11 protein-coding genes are annotated in these 21,101 nt (G+C 71.0%); 4 read left to right on the top strand and 7 right to left on the bottom strand.

All coding sequences use genetic code 11. The features are described from left to right. Positions 1-182: 182 nt before the first annotated feature. The 4 genes from CP973_RS22665 to CP973_RS22650 form a co-directional block, all read right to left on the bottom strand. Positions 183-566, bottom strand: a complete 384-nt coding sequence (locus tag CP973_RS22665; RefSeq protein ID WP_150244345.1) for an SH3 domain-containing protein — start codon at positions 564-566, stop codon at positions 183-185. A 13-nt stretch (positions 567-579) separates the two neighbouring features. Then, the gene (locus CP973_RS22660) at positions 580-954 is read right to left on the bottom strand and encodes an SH3 domain-containing protein (protein WP_150244343.1); all 375 of its coding nucleotides are present in this window, start codon (positions 952-954) and stop codon (positions 580-582) included. 506 nt (positions 955-1,460) lie between these two features. Next, the gene (locus CP973_RS22655) at positions 1,461-2,711 is read right to left on the bottom strand and encodes an IS701 family transposase (RefSeq protein WP_167538286.1); all 1,251 of its coding nucleotides are present in this window, start codon (positions 2,709-2,711) and stop codon (positions 1,461-1,463) included. 317 nt (positions 2,712-3,028) lie between these two features. Then, the gene (locus tag CP973_RS22650; RefSeq protein ID WP_150244341.1) at positions 3,029-4,390 is read right to left on the bottom strand and encodes a tetratricopeptide repeat protein; all 1,362 of its coding nucleotides are present in this window, start codon (positions 4,388-4,390) and stop codon (positions 3,029-3,031) included. Between the two features lie 32 nt (positions 4,391-4,422). Between CP973_RS22650 and CP973_RS22645 the strand changes: the two genes are divergently transcribed. The 3 genes from CP973_RS22645 (at position 4,423) to CP973_RS41040 (ending at position 12,061) form a co-directional block, all read left to right on the top strand. After that, positions 4,423-11,136 (top strand): type I polyketide synthase, encoded by a 6,714-nt coding sequence (locus tag CP973_RS22645; protein WP_150244339.1) that lies wholly within the window; start codon positions 4,423-4,425, stop codon positions 11,134-11,136. 5 nt (positions 11,137-11,141) lie between these two features. Beyond that, positions 11,142-11,378 (top strand): DUF5988 family protein, encoded by a 237-nt coding sequence (locus CP973_RS22640; RefSeq protein ID WP_150244337.1) that lies wholly within the window; start codon positions 11,142-11,144, stop codon positions 11,376-11,378. Between the two features lie 143 nt (positions 11,379-11,521). Next, positions 11,522-12,061: an MDR/zinc-dependent alcohol dehydrogenase-like family protein gene (locus CP973_RS41040; protein WP_150244335.1), complete on the top strand. Its 540-nt coding sequence runs from the start codon at positions 11,522-11,524 to the stop codon at positions 12,059-12,061. Between the two features lie 336 nt (positions 12,062-12,397). On the opposite strand, the gene CP973_RS22625 is transcribed toward CP973_RS41040, so the two are convergent. Further along, a complete protein-coding gene (locus CP973_RS22625; RefSeq protein WP_167538488.1) occupies positions 12,398-13,750 on the bottom strand; it encodes an RICIN domain-containing protein in 1,353 nt (450 codons plus the stop codon). Positions 13,751-13,952: 202 nt separating this feature from the next. On the opposite strand from CP973_RS22625, the gene CP973_RS22620 reads away from it, so the two are divergent. Further along, a complete protein-coding gene (locus tag CP973_RS22620) occupies positions 13,953-16,175 on the top strand; it encodes a helix-turn-helix domain-containing protein (protein ID WP_167538487.1) in 2,223 nt (740 codons plus the stop codon). A gap of 777 nt (positions 16,176-16,952) precedes the next feature. Here the strand turns inward: CP973_RS22620 and CP973_RS22610 are convergent. Both CP973_RS22610 and CP973_RS22605 read right to left on the bottom strand, forming a co-directional pair. Beyond that, positions 16,953-18,062, bottom strand: a complete 1,110-nt coding sequence (locus CP973_RS22610) for a TolB-like translocation protein (RefSeq protein WP_150244330.1) — start codon at positions 18,060-18,062, stop codon at positions 16,953-16,955. A gap of 1,001 nt (positions 18,063-19,063) precedes the next feature. Next, positions 19,064-21,007: a helix-turn-helix domain-containing protein gene (locus tag CP973_RS22605; RefSeq protein ID WP_150244328.1), complete on the bottom strand. Its 1,944-nt coding sequence runs from the start codon at positions 21,005-21,007 to the stop codon at positions 19,064-19,066. Between the last annotated feature and the right edge of the window lie 94 nt (positions 21,008-21,101).

The raw sequence follows: 21,101 nt of genomic DNA, 5'->3' as shown, positions 1-21,101 counted from the left end.
AGGGCGCCCCCGGGGACCGGTAGGCCGATCAGGACACTCTGCTGGCATGCACATCCGACAGGTGGCGGCTAGACGTCTGTTCGGCCAGGGAGTGGAGCTGTGCTGTCCAGCGGTTCAGGGAGTGGGCCGCGGCGCCCCTGGTGCTCGGGCCACGGCGCCCTGGGCAGAGCCGGGCCGTGACCTCAGCAGATGGGAACTCCGGGAACGGGTTCGTTGTTGTTGCCGCCCCGGATGAAGACATCGGAGATGTAGCCCATTTCTCCGCTGCCGGGAATGGTGATCAGCGCCCACCAGTAGTTGGTGTAACGGCCGTAGGTCACCTGATCACCGGGGGTCTGGCATCGGGCGGACACGTTGCCGGGGCCGACCTGCCCCAAGGCGGGCTGCCATACGTTCGGTCCCCAGCGGACGTTGACCTTGCCGGCCCACACGTACGCGGTGACGTCCCGGGTGCCCAGGACGGCAGGGGCGGCCGCCTGGGCTGTCGGGACAGCGGTGAGTGCGCCTGCCACTGCCGCCATCGCCAGCAGGCCGGCGCGGCGTCTCGCGCTGTATGCGCTGGGCATGTGCGTGGCTCCTTCAGGGACAGATGCCGATGCCGGGAACGGGTTCGTTGTTGTTGCCGCCCCGGATGAAGACGTTGTTGATCCAACCGCCGCCGTGGGCGGTGATGTACGTCCACCAGTGGTTGGTGTAGCGGCCATAGGTCACCTGCTCGCCGGTGTTCTGACAGGTAGCGCTGACGTTGCCCGGGCCTACCTTCCCGAGGATCCGGTCCGAGAGGTATGGGGCATAGCGGACGTTGACGTTGCTGGCCCATACGTAGGCGGTGACATTACGGGTGTCGGCGCTGGCGGAGGGAACTGCGCCGGCTGCCGGGGCGAGGGCGAGCCCGCCTGCACCCATGGCGGTCAGTGCCGCCGCTACCAGGTGCCTTCTTTTGGCCTTGGTCATCGATGGCCCTCCTCTCCGGTCGTTTGATGACCGCGTTCTAGCAGTGATGCGTTGTTCAGTGTCTGGACCCTGGCGGTGAACAAACAGTTCGTGAACAATGCGGGCCTCAAGGAGCACGTAGGTGAAGGAGTCTCAGGGCGCCGTAGGAGACCAAGCCCTGTGCCGCTGGGGATGAATTTGCGAGGGGTGGGGTGATGCCTCGTAGAGAGCGTCTCCTTGACCAGGAGGACAGTGCGCTGCTGCGGTTCGCCGCGCAGCTGCGCGAGCTGCGGCCAGCTTCTTCCTCCGCCGTGACGTTGAAGTCCACAGGGCGACGGTAAGAGGGCTAGTACTCCAGCAGGACTTCGCTGTCTGACCTGTGGGTTTGGCTGGGCGGCTGGAGTGTAGCGGGCCGGAACATGGTCAGGGACGGTCATACGAAGGCCGCCCCTCGAACGTGTGATCCCGCCGTCGGTAATGACAGCGACGAGCGACTGCCTGGCGCCGACGGCGCCAGTTCGACCAGTTCACCGCGTGGTGTCTGCCTCGGTGTCCGTGTAGGTGCGGGGGCCGGGGACGACAAGCTGCCAGGAGTCGCCGAACCTCCGCCACGGTGAGCGCGGTGGCCCCGACTCTCTCACCGGTGGCGCCCCCTTTTCGCTCGCTTGGTGGGCGGTGACGGCCAGGAAGGCGTGGGCGAGCATGGCCAGGGTGATGTGCCGATACCAGCCCACGTAACGGCGGACTTCGTACTGGTCCAGCCCGCACTCGTTCTTCGCCGCCTGGAAACACTCCTCGATGGCCCACCGCGACCCGGCGATCCGCACCAGTTCCCGGACGGTGGCCTCCAGGGGGCCGTAGGCGAGGTAATAGGCGATCTCATCTGGGCGGGACATGCTGCGGCGGGCCAGCGCCCACCGCATCCGGAACGGGACGTCGCCCTGGTAGTCGAACTCGGCAACGGCCGGCAGCCGCACGGCCGCCCAGTGGTAGATGCGCGGTCCCTTCGCGCCGTCGCCGCAGGAAAGCGTCTGCCATGCCTCGGCCGGGGCCTGCGCGAACAGGTGGTCGATGCGGGGGCAGCCCACGGTGGACTGGGACTTGGGCACGGCGAGCACGTAGCCGACGCCGGACTGTTCCAGCAGCCGGCGCAAGCGGTCTTCCTGTCCGTAGGCGGAATCCGCGGTGACCCAGGTGACAGGCAGTGCTGAGGCCAGGGCCCGCAGCACCATGCGCCGCGCCAGTTGCCCCTTGGTGGCGAACGCCTGGGCCTCGGGGATCTTGGCCGCGCGGCAGCGTGTTTCGTCCTCGGCCCAGGACTTGGGGATATACAACTCCCGGTCTACCAGGGCCCGTCCGCGGCGAGAGGCATAGGCGGCGAAGACACCGATCTGACAATTCTCTGTACGGCCGGCGGTGCCGGAATATTGGCGTTGAACCCCGGCGGAGGTGCTGCCCTTCTTGAGGAAGCCGGTGTCGTCGACGATGAGGACGCCTTCATCCTCGCCGAGCTGGTCGGCGACGTATTGCTGCAGGTCATCACGGATGTCGTCAGGCTGCCACTTCGCGCCGGCCAGCAAGTGCTGCAGACCGTCGGGAGTGGCGTGGCCTGCCTGCTCGGCCAGCTGCCAGCTGTTCTTCCGGGCGACCGGGGCAAGCAGCCCGCGAACGTAGTCACGCATGCGGCGGCGAAGCTCCACCCGGCCGAAACGATGGCCGATGGTGATGAGAAGGTCATCGAGTTCCAGGTCCCACTGCGCGGCAGCCCGCTCTGTCATCACGAGGAAACCTTGCCCTCGTCGCTGTCATTACCGACGGCGGGATCACACGTTCGAGGGGCGGCCTTCGTATGACCGTCCCTGACCATGTTCCGGCCCGCTACACTCCAGCCGCCCAGCCAAACCCACAGGTCAGACAGCGAAGTCCTGCTGGAGTACTAACCCGGCTGGGTACCTTCATCGCTCCGCGCGGCGGACAGCCGCAGCGGGTCATCGGGACTGCATGTATAACTCTTCCTCCGACTTGCTCCCGGCATGGCACGCAACGCCCCTGAACGAGATCCGCGGAGGGACTTGCGCAGTCCGCGCGCATGACATCAGCCCGGCCCGCCTGCGGGACTCAGCGAGTGTGCGCGTTGAAGTGCGGTTCGTGCGGCGGGGTAGCGGCTGTGGGGGTGGAGGTCTTGGCTGAGGCGGGTGAGGGCTTGGTTGGCGCGCGTGGAGTGCAGGTGGGGGTAGAGGCTGAGGAAGCGGTGCCAATGGGTGCACGCGATGTCGAGGTGGCCGTAGGTCAGGTGGAGTTCGGCCAAGAGGGCGTGGGTGAGGGCGAGCGGCCGGCGTTCGTCTGCGGGGCGATGGTGTGCTGATGCTTCGAGGGCGGTGAGGGCGTCGGTGTGCTGTCGCATGGCGTGGAAGGTGGCGGCGCGCTGGTAGTCCAGCGAGGCCTGTGAGTAGTAGGCGAAGAGGTCGCGGGAGGTGGGGGTGGGGTCGTGGTGGCGTTCGGCCTCGTGCATGAGGGCCCGGGCTTGGCGAGGGTGCTGGCCGTGGGCGCTGGTGCGGGCGTGTTGGATGAGCAGAAACGTTTTGACGCCCGGAGTGGCATTGCGCGGTGCGGTGGCGACGGCGGCGGCAGCGAGAGCGGCGGCGTGGTGAGGGTGCCCCAGCCGCAGGGCCTGGACGCTCATGGCGCGCAGAGTGATGGCGTAAGTGGTGCGGTGGCATGCCTGGCGGGCCAGCCCCAGGACTGCGGTGAAGTAGCGGTGGGCCAGATGGTGGTAGCCGGCGTCGTCGGTCATGGTGGCCAGGAGAAAGGTGAGGTGGGCGGTGCGGGTGAACAGGTCTCGCTGTACGGAGCGCGGGGCGGGACGGTTGAGTAGCGGGCCGGTGTCGTCGGTGAGGTAGGTGGCGAGGGCGGTGCGGGCATGGATTCCGCCGTTGCCTGCGGCGAGGTGGGCGAAAGCGTTCAGGACGCAAGTGAGGGTGTGGACGTCTGCTGAGGTGGCGGGGCGCCCTGAGCGTTGCGAAGAGGGTGGTGTTGCGGGTCTCGCGGGCCAGGGGGCAGCGGGGGCCGGGGCATAGACGGATCGGTACAGGGCGCTGCGGCGTATGGGGTCGGCGTCGCTGCGGGTGAGCAGGATCAGGTGGCGCAGCGGATCGGTTCGCAGGGACGGGGGGTCCGCAGCGGTGGCTGCTTGGAGCGGGGTGAGGCGGGCGAGGCCGGTGTCCTCGGGTGTCAGCGAGCGGCCGATGCGGCGGCCGAGGGCTTGCGCCGCAAGGGCGGGGATGGGGGCACGGGGCTGGGATCCGTTGAGCCAGTGGCTGACCGAGTTGCGGGAGTAGCGCAACGGGAGTCCTTGCGTGGCACCGAGGGCGTTGACCTCACGGGCCAAGGCCGCGGCCGTCCAGCCTGCTTCGGACAGCAGGGCGGCCAGGCGGTGGTTGGGGTGGCGGCGTGTCACATCTCCTCCAGCTCGCACCACCCGGGAATCACATGTTCACAAGCGTTGGGCGCGTGTTCAGGTGGATCACTGACGGGCGGTTTTCCGACAGGGGAATTGGCGATTCGGTAAGGACATACCCCGCTGACACCCCGCCGTTGCGGGAGCTGGACGGCTCCGGCCCAGGGCTCGGTCCGGGCCGGCAGGACCACGCCGGGCGAAAAGCGAGCGATACCTCGACGCTCGTCGGCGGCTCGGTCTTGGGATGTACCGGCTGCGGCCGATTGCGGCATCGAATCGTCGCTCGTGCAACCGGGCTGCACGTCCACGCGGCTTCGCACCGGGTGTGCCGGATGAGCGGCGGAGTCACACGAAATCAGGACGCTGACACGGCCTTGGGAGCTGATGTGCACGCAACCCGCGAAGAGAACACCATGATCGCTAGCCCGGTGGAGCCGGTGGCTGTTGTGGGGGCCGCGTGCCGCCTGCCCGGTGGAGTGGATTCCGTGGCCCAGCTGTGGGCTCTGCTGGAGGCCGGGCGGGAGGCCGTCACGCAGGTGCCGCCGGACCGATGGGATACAGGGAAGGTCGAAGCGGAGCTGCCGCCGGGGATCGCGGACCGGATCTGCCGCGGTGGGTTCCTGGACGGCGACATCGCGGCATTCGACCCCGACTTCTTCGGGATCAGCAGGCCGGAGGCCGCGTGGCTCGATCCGCAGCACCGGCTGCTGCTGGAAGTCGCCTGGGAGGCGTGCGAACACGCGGGCATCCCCGTCGATGTGCTGCGCGGCTCGGCCACCGGGGTCTTCACCGGGATGTACGTGCCCGACCACCTGGTGCGCAGCCACCGTGCCCCGTTGCACACCGAGCCGTACTGGATGACCGGCGCGATGCACGGTGTGGGAGCGGGGCGGCTGTCGTACCTGATGGACCTGCACGGACCGAGCCTGGCGGTGGACACGGCCTGTTCGTCTTCGCTGGTGGCCGTGCACCTGGCCTGCCAGAGCCTGCGGTCGGGTGAGTGCGACGCGGCTCTGGCGGGGGGTGCCTCGGTCATCCTCTCGCCGGAACCGATGGCCTCCGAGGCCCGGTGGGACATGTTCTCCCCCACCGGGCACTGCCATTGCTTCGACGCCGCGGCCGACGGATATGTCCGTTCCGAGGGCTGTGGCGTCGTCGTCCTGAAACGTCTTTCGGACGCCCGGCGTGACGGGGACCAGGTGCTCGCGCTGCTGCGCGGCTCGGCCGTCAACCAGGACGGACGCTCGACCCGGCTGACCGCCCCCTCCCAGCAGGCCCAGCAGCAGGTGTGCGAGCAGGCGTTGGCCCGGGCCGGCGTGGCTGCGGCGGACGTGGGCATGGTGGAGGCCCACGGCGCCGGTACGGCGGTCGGCGACCCGATCGAGTTCGCGGCGCTGAACGCCGTATACGGTCCGGGACCTGGCCGGTGTGCCCTGGGCTCGCTCAAGTCGAACATCGGGCACACCGAGCCCACGTCGGGGGTGGCCGGCCTGCTGAAGGCGATCGCGAGTCTGCAGCGCGGGACCGTGCCCGCTACTTTGCACTTCACGCGGTGGAACCCGCAGATCGACGCCGAGGGCTCCCGGCTGTTCGTCCCCACCGCGATGACACCCTGGCCGGTCAACGGCAGGACCCGGCTGGCCGGAGTCTCCTCCTACGGCGTCGGCGGCACCAACGCCCACCTCATCGTCGAGCAAGCCCCCGCGTACGGGCGACGGTACGCGCCGGGAGTGGCGGACCCGGCCCGCGCAGGCCGCCGGAGCAGCAGGCGGCACCGCGCCACACCTCTGGAGACGGCCCTGCTCAGCGGCGGGTCGCCTGCGGCGCTGGCCTCGGCCGCCGCCCGGCTGGCCGACTGGCTGGAGACGGACGGCGCGCAGGTGCCGCTGCGCGACGTGTCCCACACCCTGTCCGTACGGCGCTCGCACGCCCGGCACCGCCTGGGCGTCGTGGCCGGTGACCGCGGCGACCTGGTCGAGCGGCTGCGCGCGCATGCCGAGGGCCGGACCGCCCCCGGCATCGCCACCGGCACCGCCCGGGACACGGGCGCCGGGCCGGTCTTCATCTACTCCGGACACGGTTCGCAGTGGGCCACGATGGGGCAGGGCCTGCTGGGGTCCGACCCGGATTTCAGCGCCGCGGTCGATGAAATGGAGCCGCTGCTGCGGGCCGAAGGCGGCTTCTCCTTGCGGGCGGTGCTGACCGCGCCCGAGGTGGTCACAGGTGTCGATCGCGTCCAGCCGGTGATCTTCGCGTTCCAGATCGCGCTGACCGCGATGTGGCGGGCCCGCGGCATACGGCCCGCCGCGGTGATCGGTCACTCGATGGGCGAAGTGGCGGCCGCCGTCACCGCCGGGGCGCTGAGCCTGAGGGACGGCGTACGGGTCATCTGTCGGCGCGCGCGCCTGCTGAAACGCACCGCGGGACGGGGCGCGATGGTCTCGGTCCAACTCGGCGCCGCCGAAGTGGAACAGGAACTCGACGCCCTGGGAGCCGACGAGGTCACGGTCGCCGTCGTGGCCGCCCCGCGCAGCACCGTGATCTCCGGTGACGCCCACCAGGTCGAGCACGTGCTGCGGGCCTGGGAGGAACGGGAGATCGCCGTGGCCCGGGTCCAGGTGGACGTCGCCTCGCACTCCGCGCAGATGGACCCGGTCCTGGACGACCTGCGCGCGGCCCTGAACGACCTCGCCCCCCGCACACCCGGCGTTCCCTTCTACACCACGGTGCTGGAAGACCCGCGCCAGGCGGTGTCCTTCGACGCCGGATACTGGGTGGCCAACCAGCGTCGGCCGGTGCGGTTCTCCTCGGCAGTCAGCGCGGCCACCGAGGACGGCCACAGCCTCTTCCTGGAGATCAACGCCCACCCTCTGCTGGTCCGTCCCGCGCTGGCCACGCTCGCCGCCGACGGCAAGGACCACATCGCTGTCCTGCCGAGCCTCTACCGCGAGCAGGACGAACACCTGGGCTTCGCCACCCAGCTCGCCGCCGCCCACTGCGCCGGCTACGCCGTGGACTGGAGCCGGTGGTACGGACACGGGCGTCTGGCCGAGGTCCCGCCCACCACGTGGGAACGCCATCACCACTGGGTGAACCCCTCCCCACTCACCCAGGACCCGGCCCCCGCCCACCCCCTGCTGGGACCGCACGCCCGAGATCCCCAGGAGCACGGCCGCAGCCTGTGGCAGACCCAGCTGAACACCCAGCGCCTGCCCTGGCTCGCCGACCACCGCCTGGCCGGCCTGCCGGTCCTGCCCGCCGCGGGCTACTGCGAGGCGGCACTGGCCGCCGCCGCACAGCTCTTCCCCGACAGCCCCGCCCCGGCACAGGTCAGCGGCATCACCTTCCTCGAACTGCTGTCCGTCGACGAACACGACACCACCGTGGCCGCGACCGCGGACCGCGCCGGCGACCACGCCGCCCGCTGGGAGATGTCCTCCCGCACCGGCGAAGAACCCTGGACCCGGCACACCACGGCCCGCCTGCACCCATCCGAGGAGAACACGCGGCCCGCACCCGCCGACCTCACCCGGCTGGCGGCCGACCATCCCGTCGAACTGGACCTCGCCGATTTCCAAGGGCGCTGGCACACCGCCCACGCCGTCGACTACGGATCGGGCTTCAGCGGGCTCACCACCTTCCGCGTCCCCAAGGCCGAGTCCCGCACCGCGCTTGCCGAAGTGGGCATCCCCGACGAGGCCCGCCCCGGCACCAGCTCCTTCCACTGGCACCCGGCGCTGCTCGACGCCTGCCTGCAAGCCTTCCTCGCCCTGTGGACCCACGCCGAAGAAGTCGACGACGGCCACACCTACCCCCGCAGCATGACCGCCCTGCGACGCTACGGTGACACCGCACGCGGCCGCTGGTGCCACATTCGGCTGACCGCCGCCGAGGCCCGCTCGGCCACCGGGGACCTGCAACTCCTCGATGCCGAGGGCCAGGTGCTCGCCGAGGCCGAGGGCGTCCGCTTCGCCCACACCGCCCCCGCCGGCGCCGAAGAACGCTTCAACCACCGCCTCTACCAGCAGACCTGGGAGGCCGAAGCGCTCCCCGCGGGCAGTGCGCCGAACGGGCAACGCTGGCTGCTGCTCACCGAGGCCGACGGCGACCCCCGCGCGGCCGAACTCGCCGCCGTCCTGAAGGACAGCGGCGCCGAGACGCGAACCATCACCGTTCCTCCGGGCTCCCCGGACGCCGTACGTGCCCTGTCCGACGCCGTACGACCGGAAGAGCAAGCCTGGAGCGGCATCGCCCTGCTGCCCTCCCGCCCGAGCCCCACCACCGATCCAGCAGAGCAGGCGAACCTGGCCCATCGGCGCGTCCACCGTCTGATACGTGTCGTGCAGGCGTTGGCCCAAGCACAGAGCAGGGTGGCCGAGACCGCGCCGCGCCTTTGGGTGATCACCGACCGGGGCCAAGCCGTCAGCCCAGGGGAAGGGCCCGAGCTGGCCTGCGCCGGCCTGCGCGGCTTGGTGCGGGTGCTCTCCTACGAGCACCCGGAACTCCACCCCACCGTCCTTGATGTCGACGCCGACACCTCCGCCGACGCCGTAGCGACCGAACTGCTCAGTGACGGAGAGGCCGACGAAGTGGCCTGGCGGGGCAGTGAACGCCTGGTGGCCCGCCTGGTCCGGGCGCCGTTGCAGCCTCACGAACGCCGCCGGGTCCGCTGCCGCTACGAGGCCGACCTGCTCACCCTCCAGCTGCGCGACCCTGCCGCCCCCGACACCGCCGAGCTCACCCGCGGCCGGCTGCGCCCACTCCGCCCGGGCGAGGTGGAGATACAGCTACGCGCCACCGGGCTGCCCCCGGCGGGCCCCACCACCCGCGAGGGCCGGACGCAGGCGGTGGTTTCCGGCGCGGGCACCGTCACCGCGGTGCACGACACCGTACGCACCCCGCGCGTCGGGGACCGGGTCGCCACGCTGCTACCCGACGGTGTGCCTGCCAGCCGGACCGTCACCCGCGCCGACTGGACCCTGCCTGTTCCCGGCGACGTGGCCTTCGAAGACGCCGCGGCCCTGCCGCTGCCCTACCTCACGGCCTGGTACGGCCTGCGGGACCTGGCCCGCCTGGCCCCTGGCGACGATGTGCTGATCCATAGCGCCGGGCACAGCACCGGCCTGGCCGCCGTACACGTCGCCCGCGCCCTCGGCGCCACCGTCCGGGCCACCGCCCCCGGCCGCGACCACAACGGCCTGCGCCGCCTGGGGGTGGAACACCTGGTGGACTCCCAGGCACCCGACACCGTCGCCGACCACATCCGCGAAGCCACCGGCGGACGCGGCATGGACATCGTCTTCACACCACAGCCCGCGGCTGCCTCACCCCTGGGGCCGGAACTGCTCGCACCCGGCGGCCGGTACGTCGAAATCCTCGGCGCCCGCAACGACGCCCCCGGGCAACGCCTGCCCCTGCCGGCCACGAGCATCACCGCCAGCCGCCTCGATCCGGCACATCTGCTGGCCACCGATCCCGAACGGGTCGCGGGCCTCCTGGCCGAGACAGCCGAGGCCCGGGCAGCCGGCCGGCTGCCGCTGCTGCCGACCACCACCGCCGTCCCGGTCACCGACGCCGGGCAAGCCCTGCGTGCCCTCGCCGACCCCGCGCACACCAGCACTCCGATCCTCGCCTGGCCCGCCTGCGGGAGTGCCGAGGCCGTCGTCCCTCCGCATCAGGTGCCCCTCGTCCGGCCGGACGGCAGCTACCTGATCACCGGCGGGCTCGGCGGGCTGGGGATGCTGCTGTGCCGCTGGCTGGCCCGGAAGCGAGCCGGGACCATCGTCCTCAACAGCCGGTCCGCACCCGGGCCCGAGGCAGCCCGCATCATCGACGGCCTACGGGCAGACGGGAGCCGCGTCGAAGTCGTTCGCGGCGACATCGCCGCCCCGGGCACCGCCGAGCGCCTCGTCCGGGCGGCGCAGGCCCACGGCCACCCGTTGCGCGGTGTCCTGCATGCCGCCCTGGTCCTGGAGGACGCCGTCGTCGACCGCATCGACGACGGCCTGCTGGAGCGTGTCTGGCAGCCCAAGACCACCGGTGCCCTACACCTGCACCAGGCAAGTTCCGCCTGCGAGCTGGACTGGTGGGTGGCCTTCTCCTCGTTCGTCTCCCTCGTCGGCTCGCCCGGGCAAGGCGCATACGCCGCGGCCGGCGCCTGGCTGGACGAGTTCGTCTCCTGGCGCAGCGCCCAGGGCCTGCCGACCACCGGCATCAACTGGGGCCCCTGGGCCGAAGCGGGCCGAGGCGCCGCAATGGGAGCACGGGACTACGACATGATCGCTCCCGCTGACGGCCTGGACGCCCTGGAACATATCCTGGCCCACGACCGGACCCGCACCGGCTACATCGCCCTGGACCTGCCGGGCTGGCTGGAGGCATACCCCGACACCGCCGAACTCCCGTACCTGGCCCCGCTCCTGTCCTCCGAGGGCCGCTCCGTGCAGGACACGGCGGACGGCCTGCTCGCCGACCTGAACGCGGCCACCGATCCGCAGCAACGGCGGGATCTGCTCCAGGCTCACATCGCCGGCGCCCTCGGCAGCGTCCTGAACCGGGACACCGGCCGCCTCGACACGCACACCGCGCTGGTCTCCCTCGGCCTGGACTCCCTGCTGACCATCGAGCTGCGCAACCGGCTCCAGCGCAGCCTGCAGACCGACATCCCCCGCAACGTCATGTGGACCCAGCCCACCCTCTCCTCCCTGACCGACTACCTCCTCGGCCAACTGCCCGAGAAAGGGTGAACGCCATGCCGGACTCCCTGCCCCCGACACCGCAGCAGACCGTCACCGAGGCTCTGCTGGACGGCGGCCCCCGCGGCATCCCGTCTCGGCAGGCGCTGCCGAGCACCGGAACCCTGGAGGATCTGAAGATTCCCCACCTCAACGGCTACGAGCACTACACGTTCACCGGCACCCGCCGCACCGTCGACGGCTGCCTCCTGCCGGTCTTCCGCTGGACCCACACCACCTACATCGCCGAATGACGCACCAGCGGATCGGCACCGACGGGTGCGGCCGGCCGCCGCACCCGGCTACGCCGCCGAAGCGCCCGGCCATCACCGCTTGAGCGCACGTCACCCGGCCCTGCACGCACTTCGCCAGCCACACGGAGGAGAGGGAGCGGATCATGGCCAGCCCGACCCAGCACAGCCGCGCCTGGTACCTGACCAGCCGGCCGACCGACCAGCCCCGACCTGAACACTTCGCCCTGCGCGAGGTCGCGGTTCCGCCGCCCGGTGACGGGCAGGCCCTGGTCCGCAACCAGTACCTGTCCGTCGAGCCGCACATGCTCGGCTGCATGCGGGGAGACGAACTCGCCCAGCAACTCGGCATTCGCGGCCCGCTCAACCCCACATCCGAACTGCTCCCATACGCGCCAGGGGAGCCGATGTTCGGCCCGGCGGTCGGGGAGGTCATCGCCTCCCGCACCGATACGGCCGCAGTCGGCACCCATATCCTGCACACCCTTGGCTGGCGTGAACACGCCCTGCTCGACGCCGACCATTGCACCTCCGTCGATCCGCGCCTCGCCCCGCTGTCCGCCTACCTCGGCGTCCTCGGTCTCACCGGCCTGACCGCCTACGCCGGCATCACACGCGAGCCGGGCTCACCCTGCCGTGGAATTCCGGGGTCGTCGAAGGCCACGTCAACCGCATCAAGACGCTGAAGCGGCAGATGTTCGGCCGAGCCAGCTTCGCGCTCTTGCGCAAGCGAGTACTCCTCGCTTCATGACCTTTGTCAGTGGTGGCTGGAATGCTGTGACCGCTATAAACAGTCGCACACCGGCCTGCTGTCCGTCGTCGGCGGCCGCGGCGAAGTCCTCTGCTTCGGCTCCGTTCATCTGCCGCTCGGCTGGGGCGAGCCCGCACTCGTCGACGGAACGGTCACGCTCTGCCTCGGCCCCGCCGGCCTTGACCCAGCGAACCCTGACGCCGCCGGGCAGCAGTGCCTGCTGGAGCGCGCGGCCCGCAGCGAGGGCTGCTGGCCGCGCGCGTGCCACTGGTCAGTCGCGGAACTTCGGCATGAAGTTCTGGGAGTCGTACTTCGGGTTGTCGCAGTTGGACAAGGCAGGGTATCTGTGGCCGCTGCCGCCCATCATGGTCACGCACAGGCCGGTCCTCGCGTGCAGGAATTGGAGAGCCCCGCCGCCATATTGCCGGACCACGAATTCCTGGCTGAGCTGTCCGGAGCAGTCCCATTCGTTGAGGGAGCTTCCACTGGTGGCGTCATTGCCGCCGGAGACATCGATGCATTTCTGGCTCTGGTTGTTGACGAGATTGACGTTGCCGTGCGCGGCGCCCCGCGTGCGCCAGGTGACGTCGGCCATGTGACTGTCGGTGACCGGAACGATCCGCGTGCCGTTCACCTCGCTGCGTCCCTCGATGCCCAGGACACGGTCCCTGTCGCTGGCGCTCGCGAGGCCCATCCACACGTCGCGGGTGGCGTGGCTGCGGAATTCCACCGGGTAGTGGTCCGAACCCATGCCCGCGGCCCGCTGCGCGAAGTAGTTGGACATGGGGCGGGAGGTGACCATGTAGTCCAGTTCCCCGCCGCTCTGCTGAGTGGAATCCGCGGTTCTGTACATGAACCCGGCCTGCAGGGCGACCGCCCCTCTCATCGCGCTCGGGTCACGGTTCCAGTCTCCTACCGCCGTCCAAGCGTAGCGCCCCTGCTGGCGTGCCTGATTCGCGATGTTCGCGAGCAGATCGGGGGCCTCGTTCTGGGTGCCGGACGCCAGTGCGTGCACGGAGTAGTAGATGTCGTTGTTGAACCGCAGGCCCAGGGCGGGCCGCGCCCCGTTCCGTCCGGGGGGAGCGACGTACACATCATCCGCGAGCCGGTGCGTGATGATCATCAGATTGACCCGGCCGCCGGTCCCTCCGCCGGTCGAGGCGCCCGACAGCCAGTACACATGCCGGACCCCGTCCCTGCCGCCCAGACGCCATTCGTACTGGTGAACTTCGTAGGCGCCCCGAGTGTGGACGCCTGCGTAGTTCCATTGCGTCGGGCGGGGACCCGCCTCCTGGACCATGACGATGGTGTTGCGCCGGGTGAGAGTCCTCAGATCATCCACTCTGTAGCCCTGCGAGTTGTACGTCGCCACCGTCTCTTCGTCGGGCGGAGTGGCATGTGCGGCCGGAGCGGGATATCCGATGAGCAGGCCGAGCAGAACGGCCAGTGCCACGGCTAGCGCAGGGACCCTTCTTCGCGCCTCGGACAGGGTGAATGACATCGGATCAGGCCTTTCCTGGGTGGGTTCGTCGGTGTGCGCGAAGCCCGGGGAGAGGTGGGTGTCGCAGCGCGGGCAAGGCGCGTTGTTGACGCCGGTGGGTCCACTCCCGGTGGTGTTCGGCACGGGGATCACCGGCGGACACGCGGTACGTGAAGTGACGGAGCGCGGCGGCCGGGTGGGGCCGGCCCCGCGTTCGTGCGCCCTTGAGTCAACCCGACGGAACCTGGACGCAACAGGAAAATCCACCGGCAAAAGTAGGGTGCTGCATACTTTTGCGGGTGGGGTTGCGCATCCGGTGGGCCCTGTTGTTGTGGGGGCTTGGAGCATGGGTACGGGAACACCGGCCGTGGGCGGCTTCGGCGCGCTGCTGCACGGTCTGCGCAGGAGTGCTGGGCTGACGCAGGAGGAGCTGGCGCAGGCGGCGGGGATCAGTGTGCGGGCCCTGTCGTACATGGAGCGGGGCCGCTCGCGCGGGCCGCAGCGCCGGACCGTGGAAGCCCTGGCCACGGCCCTGCGCCTGAGCCCGCAGGACGCGGGGGAACTGGAGCGCCTGGCGAGCCTGGGACGGCCCCGCCGGGCCCCCGCGGCGGAGGTCCCGCCGCCTGCCGCTGTCCCGGAGACCGTTGCACCCGCGGGTGTGCCCGATCTGCTGCCGCGCGCGCCGCGCGGCTTTCTCGGGCGGGCGGCGGAGCTGGCCGCTGTGTCCCGGGCCGCCGCGGGCGAGGCGCCCGTCTGCCTGGTCATCGGGCCCGCCGGGGTGGGCAAGACGGCGCTCGTGCTGCACTGGGCCCACCAGGGCTGTGCCGGATTCCCCGACGGGCGGCTCTACGCCGACCTGCGCGGCTTCGGCGACCAGGGCGAGCCCTCTTCCGTGGAGGTGCTGCGCGAGTTCCTGCTGGCGCTCGGTGTCGCGCACAGCCGGATACCGGAGTCGGTCAACGGCGCGGCCGCGCTGTTCCGGTCGCTGGCCGCCGACCGCCAACTCCTTGTGGTGCTCGACAATGCGCGCGACTCCGGGCAGGTCCGGCCGCTCCTGCCCGGCGGGCGCCACTGCGTCACCGTCGTCACCAGCAGACACCGGCTGCCGGGGCTGATCGTCACCGACACCGCCCGGCCCGTCGCCGTGGACGTGCTCGGGCCAGAGGACAGCACGATGCTCCTCGCCAAGGTCCTCGAAGCCGAACGGGTCCGCGCAGAGCCGGCGGCTGCACGACGGCTGGCCGAGCTGTGCGGCGGGCTGCCCCTGGCGCTGCGGGTGGCGGCCGCCCGCCTGGCGCAACGGCCCACCTGGTCGCTGGGCGCGCTGGCCGCCGAACTGTCGGACGAGACCCGCCGGCTGAGCCTGCTGGACGTGGAGGACATCGGCGTGCGAGCGGCGCTGCGGGTGACACTGCAACAGCTCCCGGGGCCCGTCTCCCGCCTGTTCGCCCATCTCGGTCGCCACCCCGGCACGCACGTCGACCGGTACGCGGCGGCAGCCCTGGCGGACACGGACCCGGCAGCCGCCGAGACCTCTCTGGAGCGGCTGGCCGTCGCGCATCTCGTCATGGAGACGGCGCCCGGCCGCTGGACGATGCACGATCTCGTGCGGCTGTACGCACAGAGCCTGGACGCAGGGCCCGATGCGCTCAAGCGCGTGCTCGACCACTACCTCGCCACCGGCCTCGCGGCGGTGGCCGCGGCCGAGCCCGGCAATGAGGAGTGTTTCCCGCTGCCCGACGACTACCTGCCACCCGCCGCCGTATGGGAGTTCGGCGACCGGGACGCGGCCGTGGCCTGGTACGCGGCCGAGCGGGACGACCTCGTCCTGGCGGTGGCCGCGGCGCACGCCGCCGCACTGCACGGCAGGACCTGGCGGATCGTTCTGACACTGTGGCCGCTGATCGTCTGGCGCGTGCGCGACGGCTGGGCCCCGCTCCTTGAGACCGCGCTCGAAGCCGCCCGGACCGACGCCGACCAGCACGGCGAGTCACGGGTACTCAACGTCCTCGGCTGGATCCTGATCGAGGAAGGCCGCATCCCGCAGGCGCTCACCCACCTGGAGGCCGCCCGCACCCTCGCCTCCCAAACAGGTGACGCGGTGGCCGAGGCGAACACCCTGATCGTTGTGGCCATGGCACACGCGGCGCTCGGCAGCCTGGACGAGGCCACGCAAGACTGCGAGCGGGCACTGGAACTGGCGCGCCGGGCCGGCGACCGCAGACTCGAGAAACTGATCCTGCAGCACCTCGCCCGCCACTTCGCCGACGCCGGCAAATGGCACCAGGCCCTCGACACCGCGACCCAGGCCCTGGCTCTCCACGACCGGCCGGCCACGACCGACATCCCTTACGTCCTGCTGCTCATGGTGAAAGGAGAGGCACTACTGGGGCTCGGAAACGAAACCGAGGGCACCAGGCAACTCGACCTGGCGGCCCGGGAAGCGGAGTCCTCCGGCTACGACGACGGAGCGGTACGGGCACTCGGCGCTCTGCTGCGCGTATCCGCCGACGCCGCACTCCAGGCACGCTACGACGCGGCGCTCGCGCGACTCACCACCCGGACGTGAACCGGGCACTCGTCGCTGCCGACCGCCCCCGGCCGCGTGCGCGACCGCCCCCGGCCGCGTGCGCGACCGCCACCGTCAACCGGCTTACAACTCCGGCCAGGTCACACACGCGGCGTCACCTTCCACAGAACGAGCACCAGAGCCCTTAGACATCAACGAAGCCAGGAGGACGGAAACTGATGAACGGCAGGGAGAGACACTTGGTCGTGGACACCAAGGAGCTACCCCTGCTGGTCGTGGTCACCCCGGGCCGACCTACACGGTGCCCGCGCGGCCAAGGAGGTCCTGGTCCGCCTGGGCCTTCTGCACCCTAGGGTGACCGTCGTCTGGGCGGATGCCGCCTGTGCCGGCACCTTGATCACGTGAGCCCAGGACTTTCTCCGGCTCACCCTGATCGCGACCCACCCGCCTGCCCGGCGCGCCGGGCAGGCGGGTGGGTCGCGGAATGCTCCCTCGCGTGGATCATGCCCCGCTGCCTGGTCCGCGCCTACGAACGCCTCGTCCAGCACAGCGAAACCATGATCACCTGGACGGCGATCACCCTGATGACCCGCTGTGTGACCCAGCCACCCCGCCAGGCCCTCCGGCGACAGGATCGTCCAGCTACGCTGCCCTCCGCCGCACCCGCGGGCACTGCCGCGACCAGCAACGCCTGCGGGTGACGAGCGAAGCGCTGATCGCCCGGGCCGCGATCGGGCTCATGACCCGCGCCCGCGCCACCCACGGCCTCCTCCCCGGCCCGGCCGCTCGATCAGCGCCGTCGCAGAGCCGCTGGGCTCACCGGCAGCGTTCCACCGGCCGTGTGCGCGTGACCAGTTGTGGGGTCCCGGAGGTGCTGTCGACCCAGATCACCTGCCGGCCGCCGGGGGTGGCGACCCCGGTCTGTCCGCCGGCGGCGCAGGAGACGTGGTGCTTGGTGCCGTCGAGCGAGAACTGCCAGAGCTTGCCCTGGGCGGAGACGTTCAGCGCCTCCTCGGAGGCCGCCAGGGCGTCGGCCTGCAGCGCCTCGGGGCCCGAGCCGGGGCTGAGGTCCACCACGTTCGTGCCGTCCAGGTCCGCGCGGCGCACCGCGGTCTCCCTGCTGTCGCGCTCCTCCTGCACCAGCCAGTAGACGTGCTTGCCGGTAATCGCGGTCGGTCGGTAGCTCGTGGGGCGACTGAGCTGCCCCATCATGGTGAACGTGCCAGTGGTGGTGTCGAAGACCTCGGTGCCGTAGATCAGGGGGCCGCCGGGTTCGGTCCGGTAGTACATGGTGTAGGCGATCCGCCCGTTCTTGACCGAGGGATTGAAGCCCTGCTTACCGCCGTTCTCCGGCAGGACCCGGTGGCGGGTGTGGTTCTCGTCGCTCAGCCGTATGTAGTGCGGGGTGCGTCCGCCGGGGGTGGAGCCGGGTTCGAAGACGACCAGGTCACCGTCCACCGCGAGTCTGACCACCGCCCGTCGGCCCCACCACAGCGTGGTGACCGGTCCGCCGTCGACCGACCTGGCCAGGATGGATGTGGTCCGCCTGCTGTGCGTCAGCCACACCACGGTCTTGCCGTCGGTGACCGGGCTCACGTGCGAGCGACCGTCGTCCGGACTGATCCGCTCAGGAGCGCCGGTGCCGTCGGCCCGGCCGGCCCACACGGCCGCCTGCCCAGCGCCGTCGTCCGTTTTGGACGCAGCCCACCAGCCGCCACCGGCCCCGAATCTCTCGTTTGCATCGACCCGGTCCAGCAGCACGTCGAAGTCCGTTCCCGGCGTCGGCTCCCGGACGCTCTCCACCAACGCCGGGACGGCGCTGCGCTGCGCAGCGACCACCCCGCCCGCTCCGGCCGGCAGCGCACCCGCCGGCACCGCCGAAACGGCCAGAGCGGCGACGCCCAGCAGCGCCGCCGTGCCCGCCATGCTGCCCCGCCGCCCTCTCATCGTTCCCGCCCGGCCCGCGCTCCGCGCGCGGCGCGCCTGATCCGCACCGCCTGTCTTCGTTCTTGCACCACGTGCTCCCAATCCGTGCACGACATCCCCCTCCGTCACATAACCGGTCCGGGGCATGCAAGCGCGTTGCCCGCCGGCACGGCAATGACGCACGGGACGAGAACGACGCTTTCCAGCCCCATGCTCACAGGCGTCTCCGACCTCCCGCCTGGATCTTGAAGGAGCACTGACCAATGCCGGACCCCACGAGAGGCCGTGGTCGCACTCCGCAGCCGACGCCGTGGCCAGTGACGAGCGGGCCCGGGGCGAGACCGAACGGGACCGACTCGCGAGCGGAGCGGGCGCCGCTCACGTGTACCGCGCCGTCGGCAGACGGGTGTGCTGGGGGTTCGTACGACCGATGGAGCCGTCCCCGGCGACGGATGGGGCAGCAGCCGCAGGTCCCGGGCGGTGGGTGTGCGTTCCCTTCCCTTCGGGGGAAGGTGTGCTGGTCGTCGTGGGGGGAGTTGTCAGGGGCTTGGACGGTCAGGCGCACCAGCCGGGCGACGGTGTCGCGGTCCAGGCGCTGCTGCGGTGCTGGGGGCACCGGCAGTGGCTGTGAGCATTCCGGGTCGAGATCGGCGGCCGTCGGCGGTGGTGCAGAAGGGGCAGGAGCCGTTCGGAGCCGGCGCCCAACCACGTGGTGTCCGCTGGGGGATCGATGTCGCGGTCGGTCAGCGGGTATAGGGCTGGACGCTATTTCGTTGGTGTGATCTTGCGGCAGCCTGGAACGGTGACTTCTTCGCTTGTTAAGCGGATGGCGCCGGGATGATCTGCGGGAACTGTTCGAGTGGGTGGTGCCGCTTGCCCCGGAGCGCCCGCTGGGGCGGGGGCGGCGAAGGCATGGGTGGGGCCAGGTCCTGGCACCGGCCGGACCGCCGCCACTGGCTCCTCGCCCGCCGCAGCGACCGCTGACGGATCCAGAAAATCTCCTACGCACCGGGTGGTTCCTTGTGGCTGTTCAGGCGGTGGAGTCGCAGGGCAAGCTGCAGTTCGAGGGCTTTTGTGGGGCTGTTCCAGTCGGGGCCGAGGAGTTGTGCCACGCGGTCCAGTCGCTGCACCACGGTGTTGACGTGCACGTGGAGGGCTTTTTTGGCTTTGGACAGGCTTGCGCCATGGGTGTAGTAGGCGTCGAGGGTGTGGACCAGTTCGGTGCCACGCTGCTGGTCATAGGCGAGGACGGGACCGAGGAAGCGGTTCACGAAGCCGCTGATGTCCGACCGGTCGCCGAGCAGGACCCCGAGGAATCCCAGTGCGGCGATGTCCGCGCCGTCTCCGGTGCGGCCGAGTGCGTGCAGGGCGTCGAGGCAGCGGCAGGCTTCGGCGTAGGTGCCCGGGAGCTGTTGGGGGCCGGTGGCCGGCCCGGCGGATCCCACGGTGACCAGTGCTCCGGCTGCCTGGCCGAGGTCTCGGGCCAGCTGCGCGGCGAGTGGGCCGGGCTCGGATGACGGTATGAGGAGGACGACGTGGCCGTCGCGGGTTCCCGCGAGCCCGCCGAGTGAGCGGGCCCGGCGTACGGCTTCTGCGAGCAACTGCGCACGGGGCTCGTTGTCGGTGTCCAGGGTGAGCACGGCGTAGGGCTGGGAGAGGTTGAGGCCGAGCCTGCGGGCACGGATGGTGAGGCTTGCGGGATCGTGGTGCACGCCGTGCTGTTCGTAGCTGAGCAGATCGTCGAGGAGTTCTCCGCGGACGCGGTCCTCCGCTTCGGCGACGGTGCGGCGCAGGAGCAGCAGGAGGGCGGCGACCAGGGCTGCGCGTTCGAACAGGCGCCGGTCGGCGTCGGCCAGGTCCGCGCGTCCGGTCAGGACGATGCTGCCCAGGAGCTGGGAGCCGGCCAGGACGGCACACACCCAGGTGCCGTCCACCGGGACGGCATGGCCACCGGTGCGGGAGGCGCTGATGCCCTGGGCGGAGGGGGTGACGGGGTCGGTGCCGGCACGTGCCATTTCGGTGCCGTCCGAGTCGTGGAGGGCGAGGCCGCCGCCGAGCAGGGCGGCGATCTCGCGAACCAGATCGTCGACGCTTCCGCCGCGCAGAACCAGGTCGGTGAGCCGGTCGTGGGCGTCGGCGGCGCGGCGCAGAGCCGTGCTGTGGGCACGGGCGGTCTCGTTGGCGGTGTTGAGCTCTACGAGAGCGGAGCGGGTCTCCTCCAGCAGGCGGGCGCTGTCGATGGCGACTGCCGCGTGGTCGGCGAGTGAGGTGAGCAGGGCGATGGCGTCCGGAGGGAAGTCCCGGGTGGTGCGGTCCGCGGCGAAGAGCACGCCGATGACGCGTTTGCCGACACGCAGCGGGACACCGAGGATGCCGCGCAGTCCCTCTTCCAGGACCGCTTCGTCGATGGGACGGGTGTGCGTGAAGCGGGGGTCCGTGTGGTAATCGGTGCTGGCGTAGGGGCGGGCGGTCTGGGCGACCAGTCCGCCGAGGCCCTCGCCCATGCCGAGCCGCAGTTGCTGGAAGCGGGCGGAGACGGAGCCGTCGGTGACCCGCATGAAGGTGTCTTTGGCGGCAGGATCGTTGAGGGAGAGGTAGGCGACGTCGGTAGCGAGCAGGGTCCTGGCGCGGTGGACGATGGCGCGCAGGACCGCGTCGAGGTCGCGCAGTGCGGCGAGGTCACTCGCGGTGTCGAAGAGTGCGGCCAGTTCGGCCTCTCGTTTGCGGTGCTGATCGAGGGTGCGCCGGATATCCAGCGCGGCCTGGGCTGCTTCCTCCAGCAGGGAGCGCTCCCCGGGTGAGAGCTGCTCGGTGGAGGGGTCGGCCGACGGGCGGGGGAACTGCTCGGTGGGTGCTCCGGAGGCCAGCATGGTCAGCAGCTGTCCGAGGGCCACCATCGCGCTGTGCGCTGCTGCGCGGTAGGTGCGGTCGTTTTCGCCGGCCATGCCGGTCTCCTTCCGGCCGGGGTGGGGGGAGTCGGACGTGTGCGGGATGCGGTCCGGTGGGGTGCGGGTACGGCTTACGGGGGCGCCGGTTGCC

This window comes from Streptomyces albofaciens JCM 4342 (assembly GCF_008634025.1).
Classification (GTDB): domain Bacteria; phylum Actinomycetota; class Actinomycetes; order Streptomycetales; family Streptomycetaceae; genus Streptomyces; species Streptomyces albofaciens.
The sequence above is the reverse complement of the archived record's forward strand: the minus strand, read 5'-3'. Positions and strand labels throughout refer to the sequence as shown.

Bases quoted from the DNA above. Each gene is read 5' to 3' on its own strand.
- CP973_RS22665 (WP_150244345.1), bottom strand. From the start codon at position 566: ATGCCCAGCGCATACAGCGCGAGACGCCGCGCCGGCCTGCTGGCGATG.
- CP973_RS22660 (WP_150244343.1), bottom strand. From the start codon at position 954: ATGACCAAGGCCAAAAGAAGGCACCTGGTAGCGGCGGCACTGACCGCC.
- CP973_RS22655 (WP_167538286.1), bottom strand. From the start codon at position 2,711: ATGACAGAGCGGGCTGCCGCGCAGTGGGACCTGGAACTCGATGACCTT.
- CP973_RS22645 (WP_150244339.1), top strand. From the start codon at position 4,423: ATGTTCACAAGCGTTGGGCGCGTGTTCAGGTGGATCACTGACGGGCGG.
- CP973_RS22640 (WP_150244337.1), top strand. From the start codon at position 11,142: ATGCCGGACTCCCTGCCCCCGACACCGCAGCAGACCGTCACCGAGGCT.
- CP973_RS41040 (WP_150244335.1), top strand. From the start codon at position 11,522: ATGGCCAGCCCGACCCAGCACAGCCGCGCCTGGTACCTGACCAGCCGG.
- CP973_RS22620 (WP_167538487.1), top strand. From the start codon at position 13,953: ATGGGTACGGGAACACCGGCCGTGGGCGGCTTCGGCGCGCTGCTGCAC.
- CP973_RS22610 (WP_150244330.1), bottom strand. From the start codon at position 18,062: ATGGCGGGCACGGCGGCGCTGCTGGGCGTCGCCGCTCTGGCCGTTTCG.
- CP973_RS22605 (WP_150244328.1), bottom strand. From the start codon at position 21,007: ATGGCCGGCGAAAACGACCGCACCTACCGCGCAGCAGCGCACAGCGCG.